Source organism: Polyangium fumosum, from assembly GCF_005144585.1.
Lineage (GTDB): Bacteria > Myxococcota_A > Polyangia > Polyangiales > Polyangiaceae > Polyangium > Polyangium fumosum.
Genome location: NZ_SSMQ01000013.1, coordinates 12172 through 24736, shown reverse-complemented (window position 1 = coordinate 24736; position 12565 = coordinate 12172). Strand labels below are relative to the sequence as shown.

General features: G+C 67.7%; 12 protein-coding genes. 6 read left to right on the top strand and 6 right to left on the bottom strand.

From position 1 onward, the window contains the following. Positions 1-33: 33 nt before the first annotated feature. Positions 34-1200, top strand: coding sequence for a molybdopterin-synthase adenylyltransferase MoeB (gene moeB / locus E8A74_RS14650; protein WP_136929620.1), 1167 nt, complete (start codon positions 34-36; stop codon positions 1198-1200). A gap of 114 nt (positions 1201-1314) precedes the next feature. On the opposite strand, the gene E8A74_RS14645 is transcribed toward moeB, so the two are convergent. Next, positions 1315-1638, bottom strand: coding sequence for a hypothetical protein (locus E8A74_RS14645; protein WP_136929619.1), 324 nt, complete (start codon positions 1636-1638; stop codon positions 1315-1317). Positions 1639-1812: 174 nt separating this feature from the next. Between E8A74_RS14645 and E8A74_RS14640 the strand changes: the two genes are divergently transcribed. Beyond that, complete coding sequence (locus E8A74_RS14640) at positions 1813-2268, top strand: hypothetical protein (RefSeq protein ID WP_136929618.1); 456 nt, start codon at positions 1813-1815, stop codon at positions 2266-2268. Between the two features lie 36 nt (positions 2269-2304). Next, a complete protein-coding gene (locus tag E8A74_RS14635) occupies positions 2305-3327 on the top strand; it encodes a tetratricopeptide repeat protein (RefSeq protein ID WP_136929617.1) in 1023 nt (340 codons plus the stop codon). 135 nt (positions 3328-3462) lie between these two features. Here E8A74_RS14635 and E8A74_RS14630 read toward each other — a convergent pair whose 3' ends face one another. Further along, positions 3463-3822: a PEGA domain-containing protein gene (locus E8A74_RS14630; RefSeq protein ID WP_170229131.1), complete on the bottom strand. Its 360-nt coding sequence runs from the start codon at positions 3820-3822 to the stop codon at positions 3463-3465. A gap of 152 nt (positions 3823-3974) precedes the next feature. Between E8A74_RS14630 and E8A74_RS52275 the strand changes: the two genes are divergently transcribed. The 3 genes from E8A74_RS52275 (at position 3975) to E8A74_RS14605 (ending at position 6896) form a co-directional block, all read left to right on the top strand. Continuing rightward, positions 3975-5246 (top strand): FxLYD domain-containing protein, encoded by a 1272-nt coding sequence (locus tag E8A74_RS52275; protein ID WP_170229130.1) that lies wholly within the window; start codon positions 3975-3977, stop codon positions 5244-5246. Positions 5247-5250: 4 nt separating this feature from the next. Next, positions 5251-5463: a hypothetical protein gene (locus tag E8A74_RS14610; RefSeq protein ID WP_136929614.1), complete on the top strand. Its 213-nt coding sequence runs from the start codon at positions 5251-5253 to the stop codon at positions 5461-5463. 128 nt (positions 5464-5591) lie between these two features. Further along, a complete protein-coding gene (locus tag E8A74_RS14605) occupies positions 5592-6896 on the top strand; it encodes a hypothetical protein (protein ID WP_136929613.1) in 1305 nt (434 codons plus the stop codon). 277 nt (positions 6897-7173) lie between these two features. On the opposite strand, the gene E8A74_RS14600 is transcribed toward E8A74_RS14605, so the two are convergent. The 4 genes from E8A74_RS14600 to E8A74_RS14585 all read right to left on the bottom strand — a co-directional run bounded on the left by E8A74_RS14600 (position 7174) and on the right by E8A74_RS14585 (position 12308). Continuing rightward, positions 7174-9951: an RHS repeat-associated core domain-containing protein gene (locus tag E8A74_RS14600; protein ID WP_170229129.1), complete on the bottom strand. Its 2778-nt coding sequence runs from the start codon at positions 9949-9951 to the stop codon at positions 7174-7176. A 166-nt stretch (positions 9952-10117) separates the two neighbouring features. Continuing rightward, positions 10118-11131, bottom strand: a complete 1014-nt coding sequence (locus tag E8A74_RS14595) for a hypothetical protein (protein WP_136929611.1) — start codon at positions 11129-11131, stop codon at positions 10118-10120. 100 nt (positions 11132-11231) lie between these two features. Further along, positions 11232-11714 carry a hypothetical protein gene (locus E8A74_RS14590; protein ID WP_136929610.1) on the bottom strand — a complete coding sequence of 161 codons (483 nt, stop codon included), beginning with the start codon at positions 11712-11714 and terminating at the stop codon, positions 11232-11234. 3 nt (positions 11715-11717) lie between these two features. After that, positions 11718-12308 (bottom strand): hypothetical protein, encoded by a 591-nt coding sequence (locus tag E8A74_RS14585; protein WP_136929609.1) that lies wholly within the window; start codon positions 12306-12308, stop codon positions 11718-11720. Positions 12309-12565 lie beyond the last annotated feature (257 nt).

The following is a 12565-nucleotide window of genomic DNA, read 5'->3' as shown; positions in this document are numbered from 1 at the left end:
CGACGAACCCCTCCCCGCCCAGCGAGGACCCGCATGCCGACGACCTACACCGATCTGATCGCCGAGGTCCGCAAGACCATCTCGACCGTGACTCTGGAGGAGATCAAGCGCCGCCTCGAAGCGCGCGAGCCCATGGTGCTCGTCGACGTGCGCGAGAAAGACGAGAACCGCGCCGGCTACATCCCGGGCGCGCTCAGCGTCCCGCGTGGCTTCCTCGAAATGCAAATCGAGCAGAAGGTCCCGGACAAGAACGCGCCCGTGGTCCTCTACTGCGCGGGCGGCACGCGCTCGGCGCTCGCCGCCAAGACGCTCCTCGACCTCGGCTACACGCGCGTCGAGAGCGCGAACCCCGGCTTCGTGCGCTGGAAGGATCTCGGGTATCCGATGGAGACCCCGCCCCAGCTCTCGGACGCGCAGCGCGATCGGTACTCGCGCCACCTGCTCCTGCCCGAGGTCGGCGAGGCGGGGCAGGCGAAGCTCCTCGCCTCGAAGATCCTGCTCCTTGGCGCGGGTGGCCTCGGCAGCCCCGCTGCGCTCTACCTCGCCGCGGCCGGCGTCGGCACGATCGGCCTCGTCGACGCCGACGTCGTCGACGCCTCGAACCTCCAGCGCCAGATCATGCACGCCACCTCGCGCGTCGGCATGCCCAAGGTCGAAAGCGGCGAGAAGATGATCCGTGATCTGAACCCCGACGTGAAGGTCGTGAAGTTCGAGGAGCGGCTCACGAGCGACAACGTCGAGCGCATCTTCCGCGACTTCGACATCATCGTGGACGGCTGCGACAACTTCCCCACGCGGTACCTCGTGAACGACGCCTCCGTGTGGATGAAGAAGCCCGTCGTGCACGGCTCGATCTTCCGCTTCGAGGGTCAGGTCACGACCTTCCACCCCGCGGCCGGCGGCCCTTGCTACCGTTGCCTCTACCCCGAGCCGCCGCCGCCGCACCTCGCGCCGAGCTGCCAGGAGGCTGGCGTTCTAGGCGTCCTGCCGGGCCTCGTCGGCACGGTCCAGGCGACCGAGGCGATCAAGCTCGTGCTCGGCCAGGGCAACCCCCTCGTCGGCCGCCTGCTCACCTACGACTCCCTCCGCATGAAGTTCGGTGAGCTCAAGCTCCGCAAGGACAAGACCTGCCCCGTCTGCGGCGCCGATCCGACGATCACGAGCTACATCGACTACGAACACTTCTGCAACATCGGTTAGTCCCGAGGGGGACGCGAGGCGTCCCCCTCTCGGGCCGAGCAAAGCTCGTCCCGTTCACCCCCCGAGGGAGCTCGCTTCGCGATCTCCCCTCGCCGCTCGTGAACGAGCGTCGAGTCACGCGTACGAGGCGACGATGTCCTTCGACGGACGCTCGATCGCCTCGATCCGGCTCGTCACGAGCTGCCGGCTCGCGTCGGTGGCCGTGGCGAACCAGATCGCGTCTCCCACGCCGGGTTTGTCGATGCGCGGGATCACTGCGCCGTTCGGGAACAAGCGCACGCCCCCTTCGAGCTTCAACGACACCGCGATGTGCGCGGGGACGAACTTCCCCGTCCGACGGTCCCGCACCGCGACGCAGACCCCGTCGCGCATGTGGTACTCCGTGTTGCGGGTGACGTAGACGCAGTGCTTCCGACGCTCGACGCCAGGGTGTCCCATCTCGGTTTCGCTCCTCCCACGCGCGACCCTCGCAGACCCCACGACCGCGGGCCAAGTTCGTGCGGGCAGTCGCACGAAATCGCCGATGCACGGAAGCGCCCCCGCGCGCAAGTTCCCTCGCGATCGTGCCGGTTTTTCGATCTCGGCGCGCGTGATCTCTACGATCCGTCGCCGATGGCAAAGAGCCCACCGCGCACGCGTCCCGGCCTCGTCAAGGCAGGCCCGGGGCCTCTTGTCCGGCGTCGACAGCTCGATCTCGTCGCCGCGGAGGACGGCCTCGTCCGTGCCATGGTCGAAGGCGCGGACATCGTGAGCGAGGGCATGCCCCAGACCGAAGGAGACGGCGTCGTCTACTACGGCTCGACGAGCGTGCTTTTGCTCGCGCGCTCTCGGGGTGGCACGCTGCCCGATCCCGATCTCGCGTCCATGGCCGCGCTCCTCGCGTGTGACCCGCACCTCAAGCTCCGCGTGCTCCGCATCGCGCGCAGGGAGGCGTGTACACGTGTGCAGGGGGAGCTCGGACCTGTGCGCGCCGAGATCGACGTACGCGCGTCCGCTGCGGGTGTCGTCGTGCTGGTGGACGTCGTCGCCGTCGTACATGCCTCCGCCGCGAGCGGCGCATCGCGCTAAACTCGCGCCCCTCGCCCCTCGCTCCTGCCCTACGCCATGAACAACAAAGAACGCCGCGACCCCGACGCCAACAAGGTCATCCACGTGATCTTCGGGCCGGGCGGTGGACGCGTGGCCGAGCCTCCGAAGCGCCTGCCCGATCCCGACCCGGCGCGTTTGCCCGCGGAGCTGCCCGTCCCGCAGACGCGCGAGCCCGTGAGCGACATGTTCACCGGGGCCGAGGTGTCTCGCCTCCTCGGCATCTCTGCGGGCCGGCTGCGATCGCTCGATCGCGCGGGGATCGTCTCGCCGAGTGGCCGTCGCAAGGGCCGCCGCGCGTACACGTTCTCCGACGTGATTGCGCTCCGGGCTGCGCGGGATCTGCTCGCGCGCAAGGTGCGCCTCCGCGATGTTGCGCGCGCGGTCGAGAACATCCGCGGCGCGCTCCCCAAGGTCACGCGTCCGCTCGCCGAGCTGCGCATCGTCTCCGATGGGCAACGTGTCGTCGTGAAGAGCGCGGCGGGCACGTTCGAACCGCTCACGGGGCAGATGGTGCTCGACTTCGACGTGAAGTCGCTGCGCGACGACGTCGTGCGCGTCCTGCGCCCCATGGTCGGCCGGGATCGCGCGAAGACTGCGTACGAGATTTACGTGCGCGCAAGCCAGCTCGACGAGAACCCGCAGACGATGTCCGAGGCCGAGGAGCTTTACCGTCGCGCGCTCGAAATCGATCCGTGGCTCGCCATCGCGTACACGAACCTCGGCAACATCTGCTTTCGCCGCGGCGACGAGGTGCAGGCCGAGTCGCTTTATCGACGCGCGCTCGAGATCGATCGCAAGCAACCCGAGGCGCAGTACAACCTCGGCTACGTCATGCTCGAGCGGGGCCACGCGGGCGCGGCGGTCGAGTTTTTCCGCGGCGCGATCGAGAGTGATCCGCGCTTCGCCGATGCGTACTTCAACCTCGCGATGGCGTACGAGCAGGTCGGCGAGAGCGCGAAGGCGCGGCCTTGCTGGCGCAAGTACCTCGAGATCGAACCCACGGGCACGTGGGCCGAGATCGCGCGCAGGCACCTCTAAAATCTCCCCCTCTCTTGCATCGACCGCACCGCGGTCGATGCACCTGCGGTCCAGGGCTGGCCCTGGTCCGGGTCCAGGGGTGGACAACCCCTGGTCGGGCCCGGGGTGAAGCCCCGGCGCCGCGCTGCATCAGCTTTACTTCTGCTCGCGGATCTTCGGCGGGTGATCGAGCTTCACCGTCTGGTGATCACCTGGCGACACGTTGACGCTCATCGTGCGATCGCCTTCGGCTGGATCGAGGAACGTCACGTCGTGGGGGCCCATCTTCACGCGGTGGTTCGTGAGCGGCGTCTTTCCGATGGGCTTGCCGTCGAGCAGCACGTCTTGCGGGGGGTCGGAGAGAATGTCCAGCGTCCCCGAGTCCTCCACGACCTCCTCGGCTTGCTCTGGCTCCTCGACCTTCGGGGCTGTTTGGCCTGCTGTCTCGGGGCCGGCCCCGCCCTCGGCGGCCCCTCCGCAGCCGAGCGCGCCTCCCCCGGCGAACACGAAGATCATGGAAATCGCAAGGATTGTGCGGATCGTCGAACACGCCTCGGTCGTCATGAGGGCCCATCGTAGCAGCCGCGCAGCCCCGGCCGACGGATCCTGTTCGTCTCGTCTGGATCCGTTTGCCCGTCCTTCCCCATTTTGCGGCATACTCCGTCGCCATGATCGAGAACACGACGGGCGAGCCGCGCATGGCAAATGGATTTGGACCCGGTGGGGGCGGATTGCCGCCGCCTGCACCACCCCCGGGCGGGGCACCGCCTTCGGGAGGTGACAACTTTGGCGGCGGCGGTCCGCCTGGCGGCTTCGGCGGTGGTGGCCCGCCCGGCGGTTACGGTCCCCCTCCCGGCGGTGGCGGCTACGGCGGGCCTCCCGGCGGCGGTCCTCCTGGCGGCGGTGGCTTTGGCGGTCCTCCCGGCGGGCCTCCCGGCGGCGGTGGCTTTGGCGGCCCCCCTGGCGGTCCTCCCGGCGGCGGCGGCTTCGGCGGTCCTCCCGGTGGGCCTCCTGGCGGCGCGCCTCCCGGCGGCGGTTATGGTCCTCCTCCCGGCGGCGGTTATGGCCCTCCTCCCGGCGGCGGCTTCGGCGGCCCTCCGATGGGCGGCCCTCCGATGGGTGGCCCTCCGATGGGCGGGCCCATTCTCCCGCAGCAGAAGAAGGGCCCGAACATGGGCCTCATCATCGGCCTTGGCTGCGGCGGCCTCCTCCTCGTCACCATCATCGGCGTCGTCGGCTTCTTCTGGTACGCGGCCAAGAAGACGTCCGAGGCGATCGCGGCGATCCCGCTCGATTCGGCGAACCCGGACGGCCCGAAGCTCGGCGATCTCGGCGACCTCGCGAAGCCCCCGAAGGCGGGTGATCTCAAGGCCGAGCTCAAGGACCTTCGCCACTACAAGGCCGAGTACGGCAGCACGATCCACTTCGTGGGCGAGATTCACAACACGGGCAAGGATCCGCTCGGCTTCCCGAACATCAAGGTGACGTTCTTCGACGACGGGAACACGGCGATCGACAGCGGCACCTGCTCGAGCCTCATCCGCGAGCTCGCGCCGGGCGAGAAGGTCCCCTGCACGTTCTCGCTCTACAAGACGACGAAGTGGGCGTCGTACAAGACCGAGGCGAACCCGATGCGCCCGCTCTTCACGGGCAAGGCGGCGAAGCTCAAGATCTCGGACACCAAGTTCACGGCCAAGAAGGGCTTCAACCCTCACCAGGTCGAGGGCAAGATCACGAACGAGAGCGCGTTCAAGGCGAAGAGCGTGTGGGCGCTCGTCTCGCTCTACGACAAGGAGGGCAAGATCTGCGGCGCGGATCAGGCCCTCGTCGCCGGCAACGATCTCGACTCGAACTCGGGCGGCATCTTCACGGCGAAGATCTACAACGTCGCCGCTCCGCCCGACACCTTCCGCGTCCTCGCCGTCGGCTACAGCGAGTGATCCGATGAGCGACGTCGGCTCCGCGCGCCGCGCGAAGGAACAACTGAAGAACGACATCGGCGCAGAGCCCTTCTGCGCCGGCGTCGGCGTCGAGCGTGAAGACGGCATTGGGTTCGTCGTGCGCGTGAGCGTTCGCCCTGGAACGCTCGCCGAGGCGAAGGCCCGCGTGCCTGCTCGGATCGGCGACGTGGTCGTCAAGCTCGTCGAGGCCGACTAGGACGTCTCCCGCTCTGCGCGGACGTTCGTCGCGTCCCCTCCTCTCGATCCCTTCTCCTCTCGTTGCGCGCACGTTTCGTCCTCGAAACGGCGGCCCATGTGCGCCAAAGCGTGTAAGCTTCACGCTTCGTGAACGCGCTCAACCTCTCCCGGAGGCTCGCTTCCCGCATCGTCGAGGGTCTCAAGGGTCGAGGCCGGATCCTCGTCGTCAAAGGCGGGACGGCCGCGCTCGTCCGCGCCGTGGACGATGCCATGTCCGGCTACGTCGAGCCGCTCGCCGAGCGTGCGCTACGCGTGCCGACGCCCGCCGACGATCCTGCCACGCGCGAGGCGCTCTCGCGGCTCACGGGCCGCGTCGCGCAGGCGCTGCTCGCGTCCGAGCACCTCGAAGATGTCTTCGCGGATCGCAGCGTCGTCGAGCGCGAGGTGCTCGACGCGGCGCGCATCGCGCTCGACGAGGCGAGCGCCTCGCAGGACGAAGCGGTCGTGCGTGTCGAGCTCGATCTGCTCGGGTACGTCGCGGCCACCGCGGGCAAACGCGCGCGGGCGGACTCGCTCGTGGTGGCGCTCGAGCGCGCGGGGCTCATCGCAGGCGCGCGGCTCGACAGCTACGATCCCGCCACGCGCGAAGCTGTCTTCGTGCCCGAGCCGCCGGCCGATCCGGATCTGCACCTGGAGCTCGAGGAAGCGGTCGCGGACGAGCTCTGCGCGCTCGTCGAGCAAGGCGCGGTGGAGCTGCCGACGCTCGAACGGACGGCGCCGCTCACGCGTGAGGTCAGCCCCTCGGAGCGCGCGCGGCTCATGCGCTTCATCGATCGTGCGGCCACGCGCACGCTCCGCCGCACGGGCAACACGGCTTCGTGGGAGATCCCGGACGGGCGCAGGGTGCGTGTCGTCTACACGCCGCTCTCGGAGCTGGATGCGCGCGACGTCGACATGCACGTCGCGGCCTTCGCCGCCGAGGTGGACGCCTTGCTCGCGGACGCGGGCGCGCCGCTCATCACGTCCCTGCCCGCGGCGCCCGCGCCTGCGCCCGCCGAGCCAGCCCGCGCGCAGCCGCGCGGAAAACCCGCGGTGAGGCCTGAGGCGCCCGAGCCTCCGCGTCACGCCAATGGCAATGGCGCGGTGCTCCCCCTCGAGGAGGCAGCCGAGGAGGAGGCCGTGCCCTCCGAGCCGGAGCCGAAGCCTGCGCGCGCGCGGACCACGACGAAGCGCTCGCCTCGGGCGAGCTCGCGGACGTCTGCGACCACGCGTGCGTCGGCTGCGCGAACGACGACGAAGAAGCGCGCGACGACGAAACGCGCGACGAAGTCCGCCACGACGGAAGAAGGCACGCGCAAGAAGGCGACGAAGGCGACGACGAAGAAGCGCGCGCTGCCGGCGACGACGACGAAGGCCCGCACGACGAAGCCGCGGGCGACGAAGAAGCGCTGAGCGTCCCTCCGCCTCCCCCACCCTCCGCCTCCCCCACCCTCCGCCTCCCCCACCCTCAGCCTCCCCCACCCTCCCCCCCGGCCCGCTTTCCACGGCGTGGCGGATCCTTGGTTCCATCACGAACCACGTGAGCCCCCCAACGGCTCTAGCTCTTCTTTGCTCTCGCGGGCGCTCGACGGCGTCGCGCTCGACGGCGCGGAGCTGGTCGAGAGGGGCGCTCTCGCCGGGGGGGCGAGGCATTCCTCGCCCCCCGGGGTTTTCTAACGTGACGGGAGCTTCATAGTCGCGTGACGAAGAGGCTCTCGACTTCGATCTCCGCATTGCGGAAGAGCCCGTGCGGCGAGATGGGCAAGATGTTGTAGGCGTTGTTGAAGCGATCCGAGCTCACCCGGAACGGGGTATCGGCGCGGAGCGGCCGCGCGGCCAGCAGCGCGACGTCGGAGCTGGAGGCTCGGCTCCCGGTCGGCGCGGCGTGGAGCGCTGGGCTCTCGGTGCTGCCTTTGGTCAGCCCCGACTTGATCAGGCCACCGCCGCCCAGGGCGGTGGGGACGGCCCCGGTCCCTACAGATACCCAGTTGAGGATGTTTGCGATTTTTTCATTCTCAACGAAGTTGGCGGCGATCCCTGTGCCTTTGGAGACCACATCCGCGGCGTGGCCGATCCCTTCCACCGCCATCGCAATGGTTTTGCCCCGAGAAACCGCCAGGGATTTGCTCACCAGACTCTCGGTGATCCCTGCCACCTCGTTCTTGACGGTCTGGGCGGCCTTCGCTCCGGCGGAGACAACGGACGCCGTGGATCGGGCGAACGCGGTGATCCCGGCGCCCACGCTGGCGACCCCGAGCCCGAGCGATACCCAGCCCAGGATCGAAGACGCCTTCTCGTTGTCTTCGAGGACCGCCCCGGCGATGCTCACGGCGCTGGACGCCATCCCCAGCGTCGTCGCGGCGATGGCCGCCGCGCTGACGGCCGCCCCCGCCCCCAACGTGACGATACCCACCGCGATCCCGATCACGGCGAGGCCGATGTTCAGCCAGGCCTTTAAGCTCAGATGTCCGGTGGGATCGCCGGCGCTGTACACGTACGGGTTCACCCCTCCTTGCCCGAAGGGACTCCAGCCGTCCGGGCTATGGAAGCGCATGAGCGTGGGGTTATCGACGCGATACCCATTGCCCAGGAAATACCACCCGGTGACCGGATCCACGCTCTCGCCATTGAACCCGATCACGATCCTTCCCTCCCCCGAGGTGCTGCGCTCGCCGTAAGGGGTGTAGCGGACGTCCTCGGTGCTCCCGGCGTCCACCGACGCCACCAGGCTGTGCTCCCTGTTGGTCACGAAGAGCTGCCCGCGGGTGGTGGCGCCTTGCCGCTCCTCCTGCGCGAAATACTGGCCCTCTGCGCCCAGGTACGTGATCGTTCGATCGTCCAGGGTCTGGTTGCTGACGATCTCGCCCTGGTAGTACCGCTGGGCGTGACCGCCGCTGGGCAGGGACTGCGCCACCAGCTTGCCCATCGCGTCGTAGTGGTACTCGCTCAGCAACTGCCCATGGCTGTTCCGCACCCGGATGAGCCGGTTCTGGCTGTCGTATTCGAGCTCCTGGCCCCGCTCGTCCCGCGTCAGGTTCCCCGCGGCGTCGTAGGCGAGGGCGATGGTCTGGCCATTCTGCACGACGGCGGAGAGCTGGGTCGGGTCCTGGGCGCTGAACTGGTAGGTCGTGACCTCCACACCCTCGGTGAAGGTCGTCTCGCGCCGCGTGATGTTGCTCCACTTGTCGAAGGTGAACTGCTGCGCCAGCACCGCGCGCCCGCGAGCATCGCGCGGCGGCTGACTCCCCGCGCAACGGTACTGCTGGAGGCGGCTCCGCTTGTCGTAGACGTAGCTCTCGTTACGCAGGACCACGCCGCCCTCGGTCGTGACCCGGCCGCTGACCTGACCGTTGGCGAAGTAACTCGTCTCGATCCGCGTGGAGGATGCGCCCGAGGTAACCCGCAGGGTCTCGCGACCGAAATCGTCGTAGGTCAAGCTGGTGGTCAGGCTCGTTCTCTGGGCGGCGTCCTCCACCACGATGCTCTTCGGGCGGCTCTTGGCATCGTACCCGAAGCTCGCCCTGCGGTTGCCCTGCTGGCAGGACTTCAAGCGGCCTTGGCTGTCGTATTCACGCGTGTGCGCATTGCCGGAACCGTCGACGAAGGTCTGGATCCGACCGGCCATGCTGTAGGCGTAGCTCGTGGTCACGCTGCCCCGCCCGAGGCGCGGGATGGCCTGCTCGGACGAGCTGCGCGAGAGCCCCGAGGCGAAGTAGCGGAGGTCCTGGATGAAGTCGCCGCTCTTCGCCTGCGTGAGGGCCGTGGTCCGCCCATCGAGCTGATACTGGGAGGAGACGTCGGGCCCGGTGACGCCGACGAGCCGCCCCCCCAGGACGGGCGCGTACGCCATCGCCAGCACGTTGCCTTTGGGCGTGGTCACCTGGGAAGGCTTGTCGCCGCCTCCTTGATAGGCGTACCTGGTGGTGCGTCCGCCCACGCCTGCCGTGGTCACCCGACCCAGGCCGTCGTAGCTGCGCGTGCCGAAGCTGGTGCCGTCCACCGTCAAGCTCACCATCAGGTCGTGGGCGCTGAAATCCGCGTACTGGACCCGCACCTGGGTGTTCTCCGGCAGGGTTCTCTCGGTCACGCGGTCGAAGAGGTCGTAGCTGTACCGGGTCGTGTTCCCGAGCGCGTCCTGCTCGCTGATCTTCCGCCCGAAACCATCGTACTGGTTGCGCCAGGTGGCGTACGTGACGCCGTTCGCATGAACCTGGGTGCTGGTCAGCGGATTGCCGAAGGCATCGAGCACCGTGAGGATGTTGCCCTCCCCCTCGATGCCCGTCCTCACCGTCCTGGCGACGACATCGTGGATCGTCAGCTCGGCGTGACCGTCGGCGAAGACCGTCCGCCGGAGCCGGTCCCAGCCGTCGTGCTCGAACCGGGTCTCGTGGATCGTCTCGGTACGCGCTGTCTGCCCGGCGTTCCACCACCAATCGTGGCGCTTCTCCGAGACGGTCCGGCCGAGCACGTCATAAAACCTCTCCGTCACCAGGCGATACGCCCCCGGGGCGCTCGAGCCGCTCACGTCATCCTGCGCCTCTTCGGCGGCGACGCGACCCAGGCCGTCGAAATGGACCCTCTTGCCGACCCCCTGCGGGTCCGTCTCCGTCAGCACGGGCCAGCGGCCGGTCTCGTCACCGCCGGGGAAGCTGTACTCGTAGCGCCGCGTGGCCGCGGACGAGGTGCCCGGGGACGTGGTGTGTTCGACCACCGAACGTCTCCGTCGCCTTGTTCACGAAATAACGCGCGGGCGCCTGACCCAAGGTCGACGTCTCCAGGTAGGTGTAGTCCGTGACCTTGGGGGTCGTCGATCCGGCCGCCCCGGGGGTCACGGTGGCGCGCTTCACGTAGCGCACGAAGCCGAAGGGATCCGCCGGGCATCCCGGTTCCCCGCCCTTCGCGTAGTACGTGAAGGGCGTCTTCACCCCGGTCGGATCGAGCTGGCTCAGGGGATTGCCGTATTCGTCCGTCTCCGTCTCGGTTCGCTCGTCGCGGGAGGCATAGGGCTGGATGTTCTCGTACCGCTTGGTCACGACCCGCGGCTGCTGCAAATTCGCCGGCTGCTGGGAGAAGCTCTGCCCCGCGATCTCATTGTAGGTGATCTCGGTCGACGTCCGGGTCCCTTGCTGGGTCTTCCCCTCTTTGGTCAAGAGATGAAACCGGTTGAACTCGCGCTCGGTGATGGAGAGATTGCTCCCGTTCTCGAGGACATACTCCGTGCTCTTGTAGGTATAGTTCCCCAGCACCAGATACAGATTGTCCTCGCCCGGCCTGAACACGGGCGCCCCTGAGGCATACCCGAGGAAATTCTGGTCCTGGCTGAAGCTGTAGGTCTTCCTCGTGCCCGGTTGGCCACGCCCGGGCGCCACTTCGTGCGAGAGGACGAAGGGGATGTAACCACCGCCGTTGAGCTTGTGCCCCTGCTCCTTGTACTGGAGCGTCTCAACCGAGCCGGTGGGGCTCCGTAGCCGGTCGATGCCCTGAAAAGCCCCGAGGAGGAGACGGTACGAAATCGTGTACCTGGGCAACGCCGCGGCGCTGCCCCCGCTCTGGCCGGCGTCATGGGGCAGGGTCACCGACGTGAGCAAGTCGTTCTGGTGATCGAGCTGGATCCGCGCCGTCTTGCCATGGTCGACCGGATAGGTCACCTGGCGCGCGTTGAAACCCTGGTAGGTGATCTCCAGGTAGGTCTCCCCGGTCTGAACGAAGACGATCTTGGTCAGATAAGAGACGCCATTGACCTGATGATCATAGGAATATTGAAAGGTCTCGCCGCTGGGGAAGCGCAGGAGCGAGAGCCGGGCGATGAGCTCGCCCCCCCCCTTTGACCAGCCGCTCCACCACGCCGTCCTTGGAGATGACGTCGAACGTGTTGGCGTCGATCTTGGTGACGCGGAAGTCCTTGAGCTTCTGATCCTTGAAGGTGAGATCGTAGCCGTCCGGCGGCAGGCTGTTGCCCTGGAATGACCGGCCATCGGAGAGCGTGAGCACATTCTGATTGTTCGTCAGATCCAGCGAGCACAGGCTCATCGACCAGCCGATACCGAACCCTCGGTTCTCGAGGCGCAGCGCCGAAAAGGTGATCCCGATGCTGCGGCTCAGATCATCCAGGTTGGGCGGCCGGATCTGCACGAAGGGAATGGCGACCGAATACTGCCCGGTCCGCGGGTCCACCGCGCCGCTCAGGTACGAGCCGAAATTGAACGCGTTAGAGTAAATGGATACGCTCATGGCTTACGCTTCCCCCTCGTGCGCGAGCTCTGCATGCGCCGGCTCAGCCTGGGGCAGTTCGATTGACCTTGGACCAGGGGCGATGGTCACGGTCGAGTCGTCGCTCGATGGATCGACGCGGTACCGGTGCTCGTTGCCGTACATGTCGATGACGGAAAACACCACACCCGTATTCCAGGTGGATTTTACGGCACTAAAGGGGTTTACACGGAGCACATCCACGGCGAACTGGTTCTTCGCGATGGTGATGCGGTATTGCCACCCGAAAATATTGAAGTCGCCATACGACGTGTACACGAGCATGTTGATATCGGATGGATACCCTCTCCCGCGCAAAAGCTGGCCTTGGTCCTTTCTGACGAAGAAGAGCTTCGGCTCACCCACGTGCGTGATGGAGTAGATCTCCAGCCCGACGGGCATCGTCCAGAAGTATGCGGTGACTCTCTGCGTCACACCGCTCATCACGGGGTCGTTCAGCAGGATCTGGGTGGTCATGGTGAGCTGCGACGGCTGGATGGAGGAAGGCGTGACCGCTTGCAGCACGACGTTGCTCGTGAAGTTGTGATCTCCGGACGACATGTTCGTCGTGAGCACCTTCCCCATCCCTCATCGGCGTCGCGAGGGGGTGCGGCGGGACAGCGGAGCCGCTGGGAGGGGCGCAGGTCCTTGGCCGCGGGAGGGTCGTGACCCTCTCCGAGCCGGGTCGAGCAGACCTGCGGGACGGTCGCGCCCCTCGCGGAGACATGTCGACGGGGCTTGCAAGACAGCCACACCCCTCTCGGAGGGGGCTCGACGAGGCCTGCGGGAGGGTCATGACCCTCGCGAAGGCGTTGTCGACGGGACTTGCGGGA

Excerpts from the sequence above, each read along its gene's own strand:
- E8A74_RS14635 (WP_136929617.1), top strand. The coding sequence starts at position 2,305 with ATGAACAACAAAGAACGCCGCGACCCCGACGCCAACAAGGTCATCCAC.
- E8A74_RS52275 (WP_170229130.1), top strand. The coding sequence starts at position 3,975 with ATGATCGAGAACACGACGGGCGAGCCGCGCATGGCAAATGGATTTGGA.
- E8A74_RS14640 (WP_136929618.1), top strand. The coding sequence starts at position 1,813 with ATGGCAAAGAGCCCACCGCGCACGCGTCCCGGCCTCGTCAAGGCAGGC.
- E8A74_RS14590 (WP_136929610.1), bottom strand. The coding sequence starts at position 11,714 with ATGAGCGTATCCATTTACTCTAACGCGTTCAATTTCGGCTCGTACCTG.
- E8A74_RS14630 (WP_170229131.1), bottom strand. The coding sequence starts at position 3,822 with ATGATCTTCGTGTTCGCCGGGGGAGGCGCGCTCGGCTGCGGAGGGGCC.
- E8A74_RS14610 (WP_136929614.1), top strand. The coding sequence starts at position 5,251 with ATGAGCGACGTCGGCTCCGCGCGCCGCGCGAAGGAACAACTGAAGAAC.
- moeB (WP_136929620.1), top strand. The coding sequence starts at position 34 with ATGCCGACGACCTACACCGATCTGATCGCCGAGGTCCGCAAGACCATC.
- E8A74_RS14645 (WP_136929619.1), bottom strand. The coding sequence starts at position 1,638 with ATGGGACACCCTGGCGTCGAGCGTCGGAAGCACTGCGTCTACGTCACC.